At 43.9% G+C, this 18460-nt stretch carries 14 protein-coding genes, 1 tRNA gene and 1 pseudogene; all 16 read right to left on the bottom strand.

The genetic code is table 11. The features are described from left to right. Window positions 1-302 precede the first annotated feature (302 nt). Window positions 303-1390 (bottom strand): annotated as a pseudogene (locus NEE14_RS06870) (phage integrase SAM-like domain-containing protein). Between the two features lie 301 nt (window positions 1391-1691). Next, window positions 1692-1776, bottom strand: a tRNA-Ser gene (locus NEE14_RS06865). Window positions 1777-1980: 204 nt separating this feature from the next. Beyond that, window positions 1981-2763: a tryptophan synthase subunit alpha gene (gene trpA, locus NEE14_RS06860; protein WP_251968642.1), complete on the bottom strand. Its 783-nt coding sequence runs from the start codon at window positions 2761-2763 to the stop codon at window positions 1981-1983. Next, complete coding sequence (locus NEE14_RS06855; RefSeq protein ID WP_251968643.1) at window positions 2760-3377, bottom strand: phosphoribosylanthranilate isomerase; 618 nt, start codon at window positions 3375-3377, stop codon at window positions 2760-2762. The genes trpA and NEE14_RS06855 overlap by 4 nt, the downstream gene beginning before the upstream one ends. Further along, on the bottom strand, window positions 3367-4194 hold the full coding sequence (gene trpC, locus NEE14_RS06850) for an indole-3-glycerol phosphate synthase TrpC (protein WP_251968644.1): 828 nt from the start codon (window positions 4192-4194) through the stop codon (window positions 3367-3369). The genes NEE14_RS06855 and trpC overlap by 11 nt, the downstream gene beginning before the upstream one ends. Before the next feature lie 4 nt (window positions 4195-4198). Then, entirely contained in the window at window positions 4199-5194 is a 996-nt protein-coding gene (gene trpD, locus NEE14_RS06845; RefSeq protein ID WP_251968645.1) for an anthranilate phosphoribosyltransferase, read from the bottom strand. Between the two features lie 4 nt (window positions 5195-5198). Beyond that, the gene (locus NEE14_RS06840) at window positions 5199-5765 is read right to left on the bottom strand and encodes an anthranilate synthase component II (RefSeq protein ID WP_251968646.1); all 567 of its coding nucleotides are present in this window, start codon (window positions 5763-5765) and stop codon (window positions 5199-5201) included. Between the two features lie 286 nt (window positions 5766-6051). Continuing rightward, complete coding sequence (locus NEE14_RS06835; protein ID WP_251968648.1) at window positions 6052-7455, bottom strand: anthranilate synthase component I family protein; 1404 nt, start codon at window positions 7453-7455, stop codon at window positions 6052-6054. A 10-nt stretch (window positions 7456-7465) separates the two neighbouring features. After that, complete coding sequence (gene trpB / locus NEE14_RS06830; protein WP_251968649.1) at window positions 7466-8653, bottom strand: tryptophan synthase subunit beta; 1188 nt, start codon at window positions 8651-8653, stop codon at window positions 7466-7468. A 268-nt stretch (window positions 8654-8921) separates the two neighbouring features. Further along, entirely contained in the window at window positions 8922-9782 is an 861-nt protein-coding gene (locus NEE14_RS06825) for an MBL fold metallo-hydrolase (protein ID WP_251968650.1), read from the bottom strand. A gap of 97 nt (window positions 9783-9879) precedes the next feature. Then, complete coding sequence (locus NEE14_RS06820; protein ID WP_251968651.1) at window positions 9880-11580, bottom strand: alkaline phosphatase; 1701 nt, start codon at window positions 11578-11580, stop codon at window positions 9880-9882. Window positions 11581-11597: 17 nt separating this feature from the next. Beyond that, window positions 11598-12773, bottom strand: coding sequence for a M24 family metallopeptidase (locus NEE14_RS06815; protein WP_251968652.1), 1176 nt, complete (start codon window positions 12771-12773; stop codon window positions 11598-11600). A 186-nt stretch (window positions 12774-12959) separates the two neighbouring features. Next, window positions 12960-13880 carry a DUF368 domain-containing protein gene (locus NEE14_RS06810; RefSeq protein ID WP_251968653.1) on the bottom strand — a complete coding sequence of 307 codons (921 nt, stop codon included), beginning with the start codon at window positions 13878-13880 and terminating at the stop codon, window positions 12960-12962. Between the two features lie 117 nt (window positions 13881-13997). After that, window positions 13998-15737, bottom strand: coding sequence for a glutamine--tRNA ligase/YqeY domain fusion protein (locus NEE14_RS06805; protein ID WP_251968654.1), 1740 nt, complete (start codon window positions 15735-15737; stop codon window positions 13998-14000). A 121-nt stretch (window positions 15738-15858) separates the two neighbouring features. Continuing rightward, window positions 15859-16569 carry a phosphatase PAP2 family protein gene (locus NEE14_RS06800; protein WP_422394700.1) on the bottom strand — a complete coding sequence of 237 codons (711 nt, stop codon included), beginning with the start codon at window positions 16567-16569 and terminating at the stop codon, window positions 15859-15861. A 44-nt stretch (window positions 16570-16613) separates the two neighbouring features. Next, the gene (locus NEE14_RS06795; protein ID WP_251968656.1) at window positions 16614-18362 is read right to left on the bottom strand and encodes a DNA polymerase III subunit gamma/tau; all 1749 of its coding nucleotides are present in this window, start codon (window positions 18360-18362) and stop codon (window positions 16614-16616) included. Between the last annotated feature and the right edge of the window lie 98 nt (window positions 18363-18460).

Here is an 18460-nt window from a genome sequence, read left to right as displayed (position 1 = left end):
ATTTTAGAATATGTAGATTAAAAGGAATTTATTAGATGTTTAAACTTTTATTGTATAAATACTTACACTTGAAGCAATATTAAAATATAAATCAATATAAAAAGCTATATATTTTAATAAATATAAAAAAGGGTCGTATTAGGTCTTTCGAAATGATATGACTCTTTTTATTTGAAGAATATATAGCCAAATATTTTGTTTACAGAACAGAAAAATGTAACTTTACACATGCAAATATACGTTTTTTGAATGATGCAGAATAAGGAAGAAAATGTAAATTAGCTCGTTTCTAAATCGTTACCTTAGTCTATAAATGTACTTTGTAAGTTCTTTATTTTCAATAAATAAGAAAAGATACAATGCCTAGCCAGGTGGAAGGTAATATTTTTATTTATACCGCACAAATCCGCAATCTCTTTTAAGTATGAATTAAGTTTTTGATTGCTCAGCACAGGCAGCAACTGACCTTCATATTTCTGGAGTATCGCCTGCGGTATCTTCAGCAGCGGTACGTTTACCGAGTATCTGTCTTATGACGGTGCGTCATGATCCACGGCTTCCCGTCAAACGAGATTCTGATGTCGCTTGCCTTCAGTTCCTTCACGTCCACATATGACAATCCCGTATAACAGGAGAACAGGAACACGTCCCGTACCTGTTCCAGTCTTTTAGTCGGGAACTTCTTCTTCATTATCTTTTGCAGTTCCGCATCCGTCAGATAGCCCCTGTCCACACGTTTCAGTCTGATTTTATAATTTGAAAACGGGTCAGTATAAATCCAACCGTTGTTTTTGGCGATGATTACAATCATCTTGAACGTCTGCATGAATTTTGCCGTAGTATTCTCATTGCATTTGCTTTCCGTTCTCAGATAGTTCTCGAAGTCCGTAATGAACATGTGGCCGATTTCCTTCAGTGATATATCCGAAATATTGTATTTCACTTTCATAAATTCCTCCAGCCTCCGGTAGCAGCGGTCATATTTCGCGAGGGTAGCAGGAGTCTTGCTGATGCCGACCAGTTTTCTTGCATCCTCATTGTGTTTCTTGAAAAGTTCCAGCAGTGTTCTTTGTTTCGCCGTTATTCCCAAAAACGCATTGCGTATTTTTTCTACCGTTACGAATGACTCATGCACTTCAATATCCCGGTAGTGGTTTTTCAGCGAAGCACGGATGTCCTCCAATGTTTCATTCAACTGGCGGGCTTTCTGTGTATTTCCTTTCGCCTTGCCCAAAACTGTATCCCAGGCATCCGGCTTCACGCTCAGTTTAGAACTGAACTGTGTGATTTCACCGTTAAGTGACAAACGAATCATAATACAAACTGTTCCGTCTTTGTTTACCTGATTCTTTCTTAGATAGAATAGAATCTTAAATGTACTCTTACTCATATCCTTTTTTAATTTAGCTCCGTTACAGTGGGTGTAATGACTTCCCTCTGCAAAGGAATAATTAATAATTGGGTTACAAGCAGACATTTGAACGTCAATGAGCGACAAATCAAGGACTTACATCGAAAATCGTTACTATTTTTATAGGCTATTTTTTAGTAACGATTTAGTAACGGAACTTTGTCTGAAGTGGGCATTTTAATGTCTTTCGGTTGTCCACCGGATAAATAGAAAAAGTCCCGTAAAACGTTGATTTTACGGGACTTGTCTTAATTTGACTACCTAATGTCTTAGGTTTCAGCGGAGAGAGAGGGATTCGAACCCCCGGAACCTCTCAGTTCAACGGTTTTCAAGACCGCCGCAATCGACCACTCTGCCATCTCTCCAGTCGTTTCCAACATGTATTGCAATCGTTTTGTTCTCAATTGCGGTGCAAAGGTAAGGATTATTTTTGATTGTGCAAACTTTCTGAAGGAAAATTTATCATTGGTAGAGGATTTTTCTTCCTTTATAAACCGATAATCCGGTAAAAGCTCCTGTGATAGAGTACTTTTACCGGATTTGTTTATCTATTGAAAAAGCTTCTGCCTTTAACAGTCTGTGTGGATGGCTTGAAGTAGTTTGTCGACTGCCGCATCAATGCTGGGTTCTGTCTTTAGGAGCTGAACAAATTTACTTCCGATAATGCCTCCGAACGAATTTTGGGTAGCAGCGTCGTAAGTGGCCTTGTTGCTGATGCCGAAACCGATCAGATACGGATGTTTTAGCTTCAGTTCCTTGATCCGTTTGAAGTAATGTTGCTTTTGTGACTCAAAGTCTTTTTGCATACCTGTCGTAGCGGCGCTGGATACCATGTAGATGAATCCGTCGGTATGTTCGTCGATTTGGCGGATGCGTTCATCGGATGTTTCGGGAGTAATCAGCATGATCATGTTCAGACCGTATTGGTCGGCAACCGGTTTGTAGTTTTCCAGGTAATCGGCGAAAGGAAGATCCGGAATGATAATACCGTCTATTCCGATTTCAGCACAGGTTTGGCAGAAGGGTTCAAAGCCGAATTGCATGATCGGATTCAGATAACCCATCAGAATAACAGGCATGGTAATGCCTTCTTTACGGATGTCTTTTATTTGCTGGAAAAGTAACCGCAGACTGATACCGTTGCGTAGTGCCTTGGTAGAAGCTTCCTGAATGACAGGACCGTCGGCCATCGGATCTGAAAAAGGAATACCGATTTCTACCAGGTCAATACCTTTCTGCTGCAAGGTATGCAGAACGGTCGTTGTGTCATTTAAGTTGGGATAACCGGCCGGATAATAAATGGAAAGTACCGGTTTTGTTCTATCTTGAAATAATTGATTAATTCGGTTCATACGTTTGTTTGTTTTAATTGGTTGATAAATGATTGAATACGTGTCGCGTCTTTAAGACCGGGCGCTGACTCAAAACCACTGTTCAGGTCGAATCCGATGAGTTGCGGATGACTGAAACGGAGCAGTTGCGGAAGCAGCTCGAGGCGGATTCCTCCACTGAGCAGGAAAGGTGTCTGACCTTTGTAATGCTTCAGCACGGACCAGTCGAAGGCTTGTCCGGAACCTCCATAACCTGTGCAGCGGGTATCGAACAGAAAGTAATCGACTGCCGGTTCATAGGCTTCGGTTTTGCGGATGTCTTCTTCGGTAGAGACAGAGATTGCTTTGATGATTCTGTATCCTTTCTCCCGAAGCTCTTGGCATAACTCCGGCGATTCGTTCCCGTGCAGCTGGAGATAATCCAGCTTATACCTATTATATATAGGTAGCATTTCTGCCGAATCGGCATTGACAAAGACGCCGACTTTACGGATGTTATCCGGGAGTTCAATGCTTGTCTCCTGGAAATACCGCGGAGACTTTGGATAGAAGATGAATCCCATCCATTGAATGCCGCAGGCGGCAACATCGCGTATATTGGCAGCCTGGCGCATGCCACAAACTTTAATCAGCATGACTCGTACATGTTTGGATGAAGCTTCGTAAAGTTTCACCCGGATTTTCAGTTTTCATAAAGGTCTCTCCAATCAGAAAGCCCCGGAATCCTTCCTGACGCAGACGGATTACATCCTTGGGGTCGCGAATGCCACTTTCGGTAATCAGCAACGGCGTGTATACCTTTTCCTTTTGTAAGTAGGCTTGTACAGCCGGGAGCAAATCGAGGGAGTGATTGACTTGTGTGTCAAACGATCCCAAGTTCCGGTTGTTGATTCCTAACATATCGACGTAAGGATTCAGGCATTTCAGTTCTTCTTCCCGGTGGATTTCGAGGAGTACTTCCAGACCTAATGTATGCGCTGTATTGGCAAGCATCTCGCAGTCTTCCGGATTCAGAATGGCAGCAATCAGCAAGACGGCATCAGCTCCCATGGCTTTTGCCTGGAACAGCTGGTAACTCTCGAGGACAAAATCTTTGCGGAGCAACGGTAACGTCGTCAGCTGGCGGGCTTTTTTCAGATCGCCTAATGAACCTCCGAAGAAATGCTCGTCTGTCAGGATGGAGCAGGCTGATGCTCCGTTGGCCTGATAGGCGGGGATGATGTCTGAAACCACAGCTTTCGGGTGCAGCCATCCTTTTGACGGACTCTTTCTCTTGAACTCTGCAATGATGCTGCTGTCTGATTTCTCTAACGATTCCCGCATGGAGTAGGTGGGCCGATCCATATTTTCGCTGGCCAGGCCTAGCATAATATGCAACGGAACCGCCTTTTTCTGGTGCTGCAGTTCAATTTTCTTATGAGCGACAATCTCTTCTAAAATATCGTGTTTCATTGATTTACTGATTTAAGCTCAAAAACTTCCGAAAGGTAGCCAATGCCTGCTTACTTTCCAAAGATTGACGAGCTTCGTACAAACATTCTTCTATCTTTTTCTCCGGATGGATGACCTGAATGGCAAAAGCAGCGTTGGCTATAACGCAGTTGGTTTGTGCTTCAGTCGCATGTCCTTCCAGAATGGCATCGAAGATACGGGCTGCGGCTTCGGCTGTTTCTCCTCCGTCCAGGTCGGCTTCCTGGCATCTCTTGAAACCTAACATCTCCGGTGTATAGAGTTTTTCTTTATCCGGCGTAGCCAATTTGAATTCGCCTGTCAATGATATTTCATCATATCCGTCCAGACTGTGAACAATGGCAAAGCGTGTACCGCTTTCCTGATAGGTATAGTTATACAAACGGAGAAGCGGCAAGTTGTAAACACCTAACAACTGATAGGTCGGAATGACCGGATTGACGAGCGGACCCAGCATATTGAAGAAACTGCGGACACCGAGGTTCTTGCGAACGGGTGCGACAGCTTTCAACGCCGGATTGAACAATGGCGCATGCAGGTAAGCAATGTGACATACATCCAACGACTGTCTGAGGCGGTTTATGTCGGTTGTAAACTTAACCCCGTGCTGTTCCATGACGTTACTGGCTCCACTTACCGAAGTAGCTCCGTAGTTTCCATGCTTGACTACATTGTAACCGGCACCGGCTACGACGAAGCAGGCAGTCGTACTGATGTTGAACGTGTTCTTGCCGTCACCACCGGTCCCTACAATATCGATGGGTTTGTATTCATTCAGATCTACCGGTTTACGCATTTCCAGCAGAGCTTCCCTGAATCCGCAGAGTTCTTCTACCGAGATGTTTCGCATCAGGAAAACCGTGATCAGACTGGCAATCTGTGCGTCGTTGTACTTTCCCAAGGCTATTTGCTGCAGAATCTGCCGGGATTCTTCTTTTCCGAGATATTGATGTTCGAAAAGTCTATATAATATATCTTTCATGTCTTTAAGCTTTTAACCAGTTACTAATAATTTGTTTGCCGTTAGGAGTCAGCACCGATTCGGGATGAAACTGAATTCCCTTTACATCGTAGGTCTTATGTCTGAGACCCATGATTTGTCCGCCTTCCGCGTCTTTGGCGATTACTTCGAGGCACGAAGGCAAATCGGTGGGATCGACTACCCATGAGTGGTAACGTCCGGCGGTAAAGGTTTCGCCCATGCCGGCAAAGAGCGGGTCGGGAACGGTTACCTGTATCGGAGAAGCGATGCCATGATAAACGTCTTTCAAGTTAATCAGACGGGCACCAAAGGCCTGTCCGATGGCCTGTTCGCCCAGACAAACACCTAAAATACTTTTCGTGGGTGCATATTCTTTGATCAGCGGTAGCAGGATACCGGCTTCTTCGGGAATGCCCGGACCTGGTGATAAAAGTATTTTGTCGTATTCCCGGACTTCTTCCAGCCGGATCTTGTCATTGCGTCTGACGTCGACCGTTGCTCCCTGTTCTTTTAGTATATGCAACAGGTTGTATGTAAATGAATCATAATTGTCGAATAATAATACCTTCATAAGTCTTCTTCTTCTATAAATGGATAGATACCGATTAATTGTTTATTTGCTTCCGACGGAAACTTCCAAAGGATACGGATAATTCTTTAGTTCACGCTGCGGATTACTTAGTTCACGTCGTGAATTACTTAGTTCGCGCCGTGGATTACTTAATTCACGCCGTGAACTAAAGAATTTCATCCGGGATTGATAAGAATTTCCAATTGCTTTCATCTGATTTGTCAGAATACATTTTCATTTTATCCAGTGAATAAATCCGTATCGGAAGTGAATTCAGGCAGTGAAATCAGTTCTCGAGTGATTCAGCCAAGATGATGGCCTTTTTAAGAGCCCCCAGTTTGTTGTTGACTTCCTGCAGTTCGCGTTCGTCACGGCTTTTGGCTACGATGCCGGCGCCAGCCTGATAGTACAAGACATTGCCGCGGCTGACAAACGAACGAATGGTTATTGCCTGGTTCAAGTCGCCGTTCAGACCGATGAATCCGATACATCCGCCATAAGCACCCCGGTTATGATGTTCGATTTCCGTAATCAATTGCATGGCCCGGACTTTCGGAGCGCCGCTTAAAGTACCGGCCGGGAATGTATCCATATAGGTCTTGATCGGATTACTTTCCGGGTTTATATCTCCGCTCACCCTTGAAACCAAGTGGATAACATGGCTGTAATACTGTACTTCCTTATAGAAATCAACCTGTACGTGCTGACAGTTGCGGGAAAGGTCGTTGCGTGCCAGATCGACCAGCATGACGTGTTCGGCATTTTCCTTCGGGTCTTTCAGCAAGGCATTTGTCCGTTTGCGGTCGGTTTCCACATCACCGCTGCGGAAAGCTGTCCCGGCAATGGGGTCGATGCTGGCATGGCGGTTGGTAATCTTGCAGTGCGTTTCAGGAGAAGAACCGAAGATACGGAATCCACCGAAGTCGAAGTAGAACAAATAAGGGGAAGGATTGATACTGCGCAATGCCCGGTAGACTTTGAAATCGTCTCCCTTAAAGGCCTGTTCGAAACGACGACTCAGGACAATCTGGAAAACATCGCCCCGCAGACAATGCTGAACCCCTTGGCGAACCATGGCTTTATACGTTTCATCACTGATAGGAGAGTGTTCTTCTCCTACGGTATGGAAGTTATAAGAAGCGAAGTTCCGGTTGTTAATCAAGGTCTCAATATCTTTCAGATGCGGTATTTCTCCTTCAGAAAGCAGCTCGATCAGCGTCAGTTCATTCTTGAAATGATCAAATACGATGAGGTATTTGTACAGGATGTACAGAATATCCGGTGCGTCATTCTCTTCATGGTGCGATTCAATGACAGGAATTGGTTCCAGATATTTGACGGCATCGAAAGAGGTATAACCGAATAATCCGCAATAACGGGTTTCATCTCCTTCAATATGAAAGCTGGCCAGGAACTGATTCATGGCATCTTGTACCTGAAAATCCGCTTGCAGGGTTTTGTTTTCTTCCCGTCCGTCAGGATATTTCATGGTAGCAACAGACTGGTTGATGCCGATACTGCCCAGCGGGCGCAGGGCGATGAAAGATAAGCTGTTGTCGTTTCCGTGGAAATCAGAGCTTTCCAGTAAAGCTGATTCCGGATAGATATCGCGGACTTTCAGATAAATGCTGACCGGAGTCTGTAAATCTCCCAGCACTTGCTTGCTGATGGTATGAAATTGATAAGTCATTGTTTTAAAGTTAATGTTGGTTCTTATATTTGATATACGTATCCATGTCTTTGTCGCCGCGTCCTGAAACTGTCAGGACAACTACGTCGTCCGGTTTGAACTTCATCTTAGGTAAAGCACCCAAGGCGTGAGCACTTTCGAGAGCCGGAATAATACCTTCAAGACGAGTAAGCAGGAAAGCTGCCTCCAAAGCTTCATCGTCGTTAATGGCAAGTATTTGAGCTCTGCGGGTTTTCGCCAAGTTGGCGTGCATCGGTCCGATACCCGGATAATCAAGTCCTGCCGAAATCGAATAAGGCTCTTCTATCTGACCGTCTTCATTCTGGATGACAAGTGTTTTCGAACCGTGGATAACACCTTTTCTGCCTAAGTGAATGGTAGCGGCACTCTTTCCGGTTGTAATGCCTAACCCGCCGGCCTCGGCAAGAACGATCTTAACACGCAGGTCGTCCAGGTAATGATAAATGGTTCCGGCCGCATTGCTTCCGCCTCCTACACAAGCCATCAGATAATCCGGATAATCCCGGCCTTCCTTTTCAAGTAACTGCTGTTTGATTTCCTGGCTGATGACCGATTGCAACCGGGCAACCATATCCGGATAAGGATGCGGACCAACTGTTGATCCGATTACATAATACGTATCAGCCGGATGACAGCACCAGTCGCGGATGGCTTCGTTGGTAGCATCTTTCAGTGTCATGTTGCCGGAAGTAACCGGTACGACCCGTGCACCGAGCATTTCCATCTTCTGTACGTTGGCATGTTGGCGCTCAACATCGGTTTTTCCCATATAAACAACACATTCCAGGTTCATCAATGCGCAAACTGTAGCTGTAGCCACACCGTGTTGTCCAGCACCGGTTTCTGCAATAATACGGCTTTTCCCCATCCGTTTGGCTAACAGAATTTGTCCGATCGCATTATTGATTTTATGAGCTCCTGTATGATTCAGGTCTTCGCGCTTCAGATAGATTTTGCATCCGTACAATTCGCTGAGCCGTTTAGCCAGATATAGAGGAGAAGGACGACCAACGTAATCTTTCAACAACTGATGAAATTCTTGCTGAAAATTGGGATCATCTATTACTTTCCGATAATTGATTCGGAGTTCTTCCACACAACGGTGAAGGATTTCGGGAATATAAGCTCCGCCGAATTCACCGTAATACCCATTTTGATTGACTTGATACGTTTCCATATTGCTTGTATATATTGATTTATCTTTTTCAGTTGTACATAAAAAAAAGCGGTCTGTCGCAAGTGCGACAGACCGCTCATATTCTTATTTCTTATTTACTTATTAAAATACATGAAGGCCTTCGTCTCTTACGACTGCTTGAGTTGTCCGAGGCGCCACCACCAATATGTATTTACTGTAAATGTTCTCATTTCTCTTTATCTTTGTTATTCTGGCAGCAAATGTACGTATTATTTGATAATATGCAAACGATTTGGAGAAAAAAATATCAAATTTTTTTCCAGCTCATAAATCCGGGAGCCGGTAAATGCATGCCTGCCATCATTAAATGCTTGTCTTTTACATACTGTAGGTACTGTTTCCGGCATTGGATGGCAAGGGTTTTATCCATGTCGAACGAAGCACAGATTTCCGGATGAGGCAGCTGTATTTGTGCTCCGTGCAGCAAATCGCCGACAATCAATGTTTCGTTTAGCTGGTAAATAGTATGTCCGGGTGTATGCCCGTAAGCATTCTTGGCAATGATTCCTTCAGGCAGTGTGTCTCCTTCACTGAATTTATGCAATTTCTTTTCATACGCCTTCATGGTCTTTACCACTTGTCCGTTTTTATCTGCCGGCATTTGTGTCCAGGCATCATATTCCTTTTGCGGTACGTAAACTTCTGCCTGACTGAATACAACCTTATCTCCCGACAACATACCTCCGATATGATCGCCGTGGAAATGGGTTATAAACAGGTAATGAATATCTTCCGGCTTGATTTGCAGGGAAGCCAAGTTGGGCAACAGGCGGCTGTCTGCTTTCCCGTTTCCCGTATCAAACAAGATATTTTTCCCATTGATCTGTACCAGAAAGCAGCTGATGGAGGCCAATGCTCCGCCTTCAGGTGATAATTGGTTGATAATCTTTTGATCGGTGCCCGTAAACAGTTGGTTCGGCATTCGTTTTTCTTCGGCATTATCACGTATCCAGAAGAATTTGGCGCTGCCTTGAGTCCATGATTCCGTTTGTTTTTCTTCTTCCTGGAAAAGTTCTTTGGGAAGGAATTCTTCTTTTTTATTGGCGTAAGCAGAAAGCCCGGAAAAAGCCAGAGCTGTCATACAGCCAATCCATTCACGTCTTTTCATTGCAGTCTATTTAGGTTATATTGTTAAAATGACCCGCCAATGAATAGGGCATTCATTGACGGGGAAAATTATTGTCGGTTACTTGAACAACCGGTCATTATTTCAGGAAATCAACAAGCGATTCCGGTAAGTAGAAAGTATTATTCTTATCTACGTAAACAACAACCGAATTCAGAATAATGTCCTGATCGGCTTTCTTGCCAGCTTTTACTACGTTGGTAAAGGCATGAATCGTGAGTTGTTTCTTCTTGTCTTTCTTATTCTTGACTATCAGTGTAGGAGCTACTTCTCCTTCTTTTGCCGGAATTATTTCGCAAGTATAATCTTGGAAAACATCGGTGTGACGGGCGAAGTATTTGTTGCTCATGTCACTTAAGAACGAAGGTTCGAATCCATATAAGCTGCACATATAGTGGTTCAGCTCGATATTGGTATGCATACCCATCGGACGATCACCCTGCGGATGATAACTTGCTAAGAATACTTCTTCACCGGTATGGCCGTGTGTAGTGAATCCCATGCAGGTGCGGCTTGTAATAATCTGTGACATCAAACCTGATAAAGAGTTGCTGTACATAGAAGCCTGGCTTTTCTCGTGGCGTTCAGCTTCCGGAATCGGACTGAATTTATAATCCTTACAGTTGTTCAAAGCGTCCAGCTCTTCTTTTGTCAGTTCAAAGCCGGCTTGTTCGCGGAACAGACTTTGTACTTCTGAATTAGGAATCGTATTGACTTTCTTGGCAAAGCCTTCGGCTGTCAGTTTGAACTGTGACAGGTTCTTGAACAGTTGGTCTTTAGTCAGCTTATCATATCCTTTGCAAGATTCCCGGCCGATGCTGATTCCACTATTACCATGATCGGCTGTTACAATGACAGTCGTTTCACCATTTTGCTTGGCAAATTCGAGAGCTGCACCAACAGCGCGGTCGAATGCCAGGAAGTCTGTAGCCATTCCTACCGGATCATTGGCATGAGCAGCCCAGTCTACTTTACTTCCTTCTACCATCAGGAAAAATCCTTTGTCGTTTTTGGAAAGCTTCTCAATAGCTTTCTTAGTCATTTCTTCAATAGACGGTTGCTCATCCGGATTACGGTCGAGGTCGTATGACATTTCACGGTCTGCATACAGAGCCCACATTTTGTTGTTTGTGTCAGCGCGCATGCCTTTCAGATCGTTTCTATAGACGCTGTATCCATTATCTTTCAGGTATTTTTCCATATCATCCGACAAGATTGATACACCACCTCCGATGACAACGTCTAAGTTATTGTGAACCATCTGCGGAGCAATCCATTCATATTTTCCTCGGTTATAACTGTGAGCCGAGCAGTCTGCCGGCGTAGCGTGCGGAAATTCGCAAGTGAAAACCAAGCCCGTCGATCCACCTTTAAACATCTTTACAGCTTCAAGTAAGGTCATTGTCGGCTGATAAGCCCGGTTTGGATCTGTCGGATAAATATCATCGTTTCCACAATTGACCGGATATGTAGATACAAATCCTGTCTGACTGGGTTGACCGGAAACATAACAGGAAGTCGTTGGTGCCGAGTCGCCGATAGGCGCATTCGAGGAATGAGTACGTACGGTACCACAAATGTAGGGATCGATATTCAGATTCGGTTTGTCGGAATGTGAATACCATTGTAACCACCGGGCTGTTGAGACCGTAGCCAAAGATGTTCCGTCGCTGATGAACAGGATGACATTTTTGGTAGGCTTAACGTCTTGTACGTCTGCTGCTCTTGCCGGAATAAAGATCAAGGTAAGCAGTAACAACAGGGATAATGTCTTTTTCATACGTGTTAAATTTGAATTTATAATAAATTGATGATCTCTTCGGGTGAGAGTGTTAACTTTTCGCATCCTTGTGCTGTGACCAAGTAGGTGTTTTCAACACCAACGGCTCCGATTTCTGGCAGAACAAATTTGGGCTCAAGGGCAAAAATCATGTTTTCCTCCAGGATTTCTTTGGAACGGGGCGTTAGCACGGGAAGCTCATTAATCTGAAGTCCTACACCGTGTCCTACAAATTTGGCTTGTTGTTTGGTGCCCATAAAATAGGCAGCCAGTCCTTCTTCTTCCACAATCCGTAAGGCTAACTGATATAAGTCGGCACAAGCAACACCCGGGCGAACAGCTATTTCGATTTCCTGATGTATTCTTCGGGAAACTTCGTGGGCATGGTAAGCTTTGTCTGTCAGTTTTCCCACAGAGAAAACTCGGGTCATGTCAGTCATGTATGGAGTATAGTTGCCTGCCATGTCAACCATGATGGCCATGCCTTCTTTCAGTGGTGTTCCGTTAGCTCCTAACGGACAAGATGCATCCATACCACCGCCGCCTAAAGCAAAGTCGAAGGGTGAAGGCGTTTCTGCATTTGAGCCGGTTAGAATACTGCCCATATAAATATCCATGTTAGGACCAAACGCGCGGAAAAGTCCTAAAGACCCATGTTTCCTCATTCGGTTTTCGATCTCAAACTGGAAGTCCAGATCTGTCATACCCGGTTTAAAACAGGATGGAATTTCCCGATATACAGCTTCATGCTGGCGGGCACACAAGCGGGTTTGTTCTATTTCCCAAGGCGTTTTTACCCGTCTGATTTGCCGAAGTATAGCGGTTGCATTCATACATTCTTTCGGTTGGAATATATTTTGTAGGCGGATATAGTCAGAATAAGACAGTTCGTCTGCTTCGAGGAGAAGCTTTTCTGGCATCAGAAGGTTGTTCTCTCGGAATAAATCCGGTAATTGCTCAGGTTTACGGAGATAAATGACGTGTTCACCTTCTATACCATTCGGACGTTTGATGAAGAAGTAAGGTTTTCCTTCTGCAGGAAGATAGAAATACCCGTTATACATGTGTCCGGTTGTGTAAAATAGATTTATTCCATTTGACAAGAGGCAACCGTCGGCTCCTTTCTCTTGCATCACTTTCTGGATACGCATCCATTTCATTTGATAGTCATGGATCAAGTTCTCTGCAATCATTGTCTTTTTGTTTATTTTTGGTCTCAAAGGTACATAATTTATAGCGGGCAAAAGTATGTGGAAGATTGAAAAAATGAGATTTTCAAGTTAAAAAGTAATTAGCAATCAGCAATAAAAAATCAGCCTTTCCGGAGAATTCGGGAAGGCTGACTTTACTTTTTATAGGGATAAATAGTGGATAATACGTTATTCTGTTACCTTTTCATGTCCTTTCATCGATAGTTTTTCCAGGAAGTACACTAAAGCAAAGCCTACGATCATCAGCAGAACGGCTTCGGCTATATGGGCATTCGGAAGAATGTTCTGCTCAATCAGCGGCTTGATCTCTCCACTGGAAGTCGTATATGTCTCAACTACTTCTTTCCACGGCCATACTTTGTTTAGAGAACCTAGCATGAAACCTGCCAGCATGGCTATTGTGATGTCATGAAAATGTTTGAGAGCATACGAAAGTACGCGGGAGAAAGATGTAATGCCAATGATAGCGCCGCATCCAAAAATGCCTAAGGTGAGGAAATCAAGTTGCTTGACTGCCTCCATGATGTAGAAGTATTTGCCTAACAGTACAAGGATAAAACTTCCGGAAATACCCGGAAGAATCATAGCGCAGATAGCAATCATACCACAGAGGAAAATGAATAAAGGATGCGTTGGCGTTTCAGTTGGTGTCGCAATCGTTACATAATAGGCAATCACTCCGCCTATGAGGAAACTCAGAATTGTTTTCCAATTCCATTGTTTAATATCTTTCGAGACAAACCAGGTAGAAGCCAATACCAGTCCGAAAAAGAAGGCCCAAATCAGAATAGGCTGATGAATAAGCAGGTAAGTAATTACACGGGCGAGTGACAGAACGCTGATACCAATACCCAAGAGTAAGGAAAAAAGGAAGTTCCCGTTGATGGCTTTCCAGAATCCTAACCAATGACCCGTAAAGAAAAGTTTCAAACTGTGAGCGTTGATGCTTTTAATGGAGTCGAGAAGCTCTTCGTAGATGCCGACAATAAAGGCGATTGTTCCGCCAGATACGCCAGGAACGACGTCGGCAGCGCCCATTCCCATACCTTTTAATGCAATAAATGCATAATCTTTCAGGTTTCTTTTCATTGCTTTCAAGTTGACGAGTTGACAAGTTTGATGAGGAAACAAGCTGACGGCTTTATTAGGAACGGATCAATCAGTTTCCCCTATCTTATAGTTTTGTCAGCTTGTTTCCTGATACTCTTACTTATTCTTAATCTTGCTCCACGTATCTTTCAGTGAAACGGTCCGGTTGAATATCAGTTTACCATCTTTACTGTCCGGATCGAGATTGAAATATCCGATACGCTGGAACTGGAAGTAGGAGAGAGGTTTCTGTTCTGCCAGGAATTTCTCTACATAGCAGTTTGTCTTCACCGTCAATGAATCCGGATTGATCATCTGCTTCATAGCATCCAGGGCACTTAATCCTTCCTCTTTCAACCGTGCCAATTCATCCCGCGGATTTTCTACTTGCCACAGACGGTCGTATAAGCGAACTTCTGCAGGCAGGCAGTGTGCGCAACTTACCCAATGCAAGGTCCCTTTTACTTTCCGGTTACTGTCTGGCATGCCACTACGGGTGTTCGGATCGTATTCACAATAAACTTCAACTACATTTCCTGCTTCGTCCTTCTTGCATCCAGTACATTTGACGATATAAGCATTCTTCAAACGTACCTCTTGGCCAGGAGTCATACGGAAGAATTTCTTCGGTGCGTCTTCCATAAAGTCTTCCCGTTCCATCCATAACTCGCGACTGAATTCAATGATATGGCTGCCTGCTGTTTCGTCTTCCGGGTTGTTAATGGCTTCCATCTCTTCTACTTTCCCTTCAGGATAGTTGGTAATGATAAGTTTTACCGGATCCAATACAGCAGAAACACGGGTAGCACGGACATTCAGATCTTCACGAACAGCGCTTTCCAATAAAGAGAATTCATTCAATGCATCATAAGTTGTATAACCGATCTTGTCGATAAATTTACGGATTGACTCCGGAGAATAACCACGACGGCGGAATCCGCAAAGTGTCGGCATACGGGGATCGTCCCAGCCGTTTACTAATCCTTCTTTTACCAGTGTAAGCAAGTTACGCTTACTCATTAAGGTATAATTCAGGTTCAGCTTGTTAAATTCTGTCTGGCGCGGACGATTGTCATCCAAATCTTTTCCTTCCTTCAGCCAGTCGATGAACAAGTCATACAGCGGACGGTGAGGAACAAACTCGAGTGTACATAAAGAGTGAGTTACGCCTTCGAAGTAATCACTTTGTCCGTGTGCGAAATCGTACATCGGATAAACCTTCCAATGAGTTCCAGTCCGGTGATGCGGCGTTTTCAGGATACGGTAAATGATCGGATCGCGGAAGTGCATGTTGCTGTTTGCCATATCGATTTTGGCACGCAGAGTCATACTTCCTTCCTCAAATTCTCCGGCATTCATGCGCTGGAACAAATCCAGGCTTTCTTCAATCGGGCGATTTCTGTAAGGACTTTCCACACCCGGTTGAGTGGGCGTTCCCTTTTGCTGGGCGATCAGCTCCGAGCTTTGTTCATCAACATATGCTTTTCCTTCCTTGATTAATTGGATGGCAAAATCATACAGTTGTTGGAAATAATCGGAAGCATAATATATGTTATTCCAGTGGAAGCCTAACCATTCGATGTCTTCCTTGATAGAATCGATGTATTCTACATCTTCTTTAACCGGATTAGTATCGTCGAAGCGCAGGTTACATATGCCGTTATGACGTTCAGCGATACCGAAGTCCAGGCAGATGGCTTTGGCATGACCAATATGAAGGTATCCATTTGGCTCCGGCGGGAAACGGGTCTGAACTCGTCCGCCATTCTTACCTTCTGCCAAATCTTTCTCTACGATTGCTTCAATGAAGTTTAAGTTCTTCTTACTCTCAACTTCGTTAGTGTTGATCTCGCTCATATATAAATATTATTTCTTTTCTGACGTGACAAAGGTAATGATTTCTATCTGAATTGAATTCATTTCAATACAGAAATCAGTCGGCTATCCTTGATTCTACTGGACAGATTTTTTGTTCCTGCTAAAATGTATAGGAAAAATACAACCCGCCACCTTGTTCATTCAATACTGGGGAAAGAAGGAGTTTTCGGTCTCTTCTCAAATTGATTTTCTCAGCAATAGCATTGCGGATTGGAAAATAAATCAGGTAGGAAAGTTCGGCCGCAAGGATTCCATATCCTGCACCCGCTATTACGTCGGCTACCCAATGCCGGTTGTTATAGATGCGTGAACCTGCAACGAACAGACCGAGAGCATATCCTGAATAAGCCAGCCATGGGTTTGAGTCTTTGAACTCTTTGTAAGCAATGTGAGCTCCTAAGAAAGCATTAGCGGTATGCCCCGATGGAAAAGAATATTTTCCACCATCCGGCCGTCGTTCATTAACCAGATATTTCGTACCGCGAGTGAGTCCGGCATTGATGATTTCTCCTAATCCGACCAGACACAGCTGATCGATCCAACTGTGCTTTTCTTTACCCATCAAATCACAGATGAAAACCCAGCCGAGCATGCCCCATTCCATATAATCATCGATATGAATCTGGTTGACGGAGTCTTTCCGGTGAATCAAGTGGAAGTCGTTCATCCCGTCAACTGCTGTTCCAACAGCGCCAACAGCTATCAGGGAAGCTGGTAGAATCAGTGATTTGGGTTGGAACTTATATTCTGCAATCGAGATATGATGTGCGAGCAAACTATCGGTTTCCGTCTGGGCAGAAACCGGTTCCATAATAGAACATAGAATTACCAGTAAACAGATGATATGTTTCATTATTATTCTGTCCGTAAGTCGAAGTCTTTTCTGAGCTTATCAATCAGCGGATTGATTTCCAGCATGTGTTGATATTTTTCGGCACTGGTATAAGCCAGATGTTTCTCGTTTGATTCCATAATGCGTACACGCATTTGAATATGCGTATTCTGAAGTTTCTGGCGGAGTACAGCCAGAATGTCAATCGCATTGTTAATTAATTCTTCCTGCATGCCCGGATTATGAACGCCGACTTCGAAATAAAAGTTATTCAGCAATTGAGGTTTACTGTTACTCATGATATTCTTCAAGTAGACTTTCTTCTCTATTGTATTGGCGTATTCGTCCCATGCTTTTTGTAACTGTTCCTGACTGAAATTCGTTCGTAAATCAGTGGCAGAGGTTTGTACTGTCTGTCCTTGCGGATTTTGCTGTTGCACTTTAGGATGTGCTATTTCTTTCAGGGAAGTTCCCATAGGCGGACGTCCTGGACGTTTTCCTGAAGTGGAAACATTTGTTTCTGGAATAGACACATGAATATGGGCCGGCGGTTCCTGAACCGTAACGACTTGTTGCTGGGTATTTGGAATTTTACCAGTTGATGTGGCCGGTTGAGCTGGTGTCTGTTCGGGCGTATTAATTGGCTCTAATTGGACTTTTTTTTTATCGTCTGCTGCTGGAAGACTCAATTGGCAAAGCTGGATCAGCATTAATTCGACAAGCAGCCGTTTGTTTCGGCTGGTTCGGTAATTCTGATCGCATGTATTTGCCAGCTCGATGGCCTTGAACAGAAATGTTTCTGGGCAGCGTTGGGCCATTTCTTTGTAGTGTTCACGAATTGAGGCTCCAACCTCAAACAGAACGAGTGTAGCCGGATCTTTGCAGACCAATAAATCCCGAAAATGACTGGCCAGTCCGGTAACAATGTTTTGGGCATCAAATCCTTTGTTGATTATTTCATTTAATAATAGGAGTGAAGCCCGGATATTCCCATTCAAAATCAAATCAGTCATTCGGAAGTAATAGTCATAATCAAGGACATTCAAATTCTGGATAACGGCCTGATACGTAATATTTCCGTTTGTATAACTTGCTACCTGATCGAATATAGAAAGGGCGTCACGCATACCACCATCAGCTTTCTGGGCAATAACATTAAGAGCTTCCGGTTCTGCCTGAATGCCTTCTTTGGAAGCTACGTATTCCAGATGTTCTACCATATCGGCAATGGAAATACGATTAAAGTTATAGGTTTGGCACCGGGAAAGAATGGTTGGAAGCACTTTATGTCTTTCTGTTGTGGCCAGAATGAACAATGCATGATGGGGCGGTTCTTCCAATGTCTTTAAGAATGCATTGAAAGCTGCCGGACTAAGCATGTGTACCTCATCAATGATGAAAACTTTATATTTTCCAATAGCAGGCGGGATACGAACCTGGTCTATCAATGAACGGATATCATCGACGGAGTTGTTGGATGCCGCATCTAGTTCATGGATATTCAGTGAACGCTGTTCATTGAATGCCTGACATGATTCGCAGGCATTACAGGCTTCCCCATCGGCCGTCGGATGCATGCAATTGATTGTCTTGGCAAAGATTCGGGCGCACGAAGTTTTACCGACGCCTCTTGGTCCGCAAAACAGATAGGCATGAGCCAATTTCTGATTCTGGATCGCATTCTTTAGGGTCGTCGTCAACGCCTTTTGTCCGACCACATCTTTAAATGTACTCGGACGGTATTTTCTTGCCGATACAATATAATTATCCATACGTTTCCGTGCCTCTTTTTTTGATGGTCGAACAAAGATAGTAGAAAAAAAGCCTGCCCGAAAACTTCCGGCAGACTTTTTCTTTCTCAACCTATGCG

It is taken from the genome of Parabacteroides sp. AD58, from assembly GCF_023744375.2.
GTDB classification, from domain to species: domain Bacteria; phylum Bacteroidota; class Bacteroidia; order Bacteroidales; family Tannerellaceae; genus Parabacteroides; species Parabacteroides absconsus.
This window is presented reverse-complemented; position numbering and strand designations above follow the sequence as displayed.

Bases quoted from the DNA above. Each gene is read 5' to 3' on its own strand.
- trpA (WP_251968642.1), bottom strand. From the start codon at position 2,763: ATGAACCGAATTAATCAATTATTTCAAGATAGAACAAAACCGGTACTT.
- NEE14_RS06855 (WP_251968643.1), bottom strand. From the start codon at position 3,377: ATGCTGATTAAAGTTTGTGGCATGCGCCAGGCTGCCAATATACGCGAT.
- trpC (WP_251968644.1), bottom strand. From the start codon at position 4,194: ATGAAACACGATATTTTAGAAGAGATTGTCGCTCATAAGAAAATTGAA.
- trpD (WP_251968645.1), bottom strand. From the start codon at position 5,194: ATGAAAGATATATTATATAGACTTTTCGAACATCAATATCTCGGAAAA.
- NEE14_RS06840 (WP_251968646.1), bottom strand. From the start codon at position 5,765: ATGAAGGTATTATTATTCGACAATTATGATTCATTTACATACAACCTG.
- NEE14_RS06835 (WP_251968648.1), bottom strand. From the start codon at position 7,455: ATGACTTATCAATTTCATACCATCAGCAAGCAAGTGCTGGGAGATTTA.
- trpB (WP_251968649.1), bottom strand. From the start codon at position 8,653: ATGGAAACGTATCAAGTCAATCAAAATGGGTATTACGGTGAATTCGGC.
- NEE14_RS06825 (WP_251968650.1), bottom strand. From the start codon at position 9,782: ATGAAAAGACGTGAATGGATTGGCTGTATGACAGCTCTGGCTTTTTCC.
- NEE14_RS06820 (WP_251968651.1), bottom strand. From the start codon at position 11,580: ATGAAAAAGACATTATCCCTGTTGTTACTGCTTACCTTGATCTTTATT.
- NEE14_RS06815 (WP_251968652.1), bottom strand. From the start codon at position 12,773: ATGATTGCAGAGAACTTGATCCATGACTATCAAATGAAATGGATGCGT.
- NEE14_RS06810 (WP_251968653.1), bottom strand. From the start codon at position 13,880: ATGAAAAGAAACCTGAAAGATTATGCATTTATTGCATTAAAAGGTATG.
- NEE14_RS06805 (WP_251968654.1), bottom strand. From the start codon at position 15,737: ATGAGCGAGATCAACACTAACGAAGTTGAGAGTAAGAAGAACTTAAAC.
- NEE14_RS06800 (WP_422394700.1), bottom strand. From the start codon at position 16,569: ATGGAACCGGTTTCTGCCCAGACGGAAACCGATAGTTTGCTCGCACAT.
- NEE14_RS06795 (WP_251968656.1), bottom strand. From the start codon at position 18,362: ATGGATAATTATATTGTATCGGCAAGAAAATACCGTCCGAGTACATTT.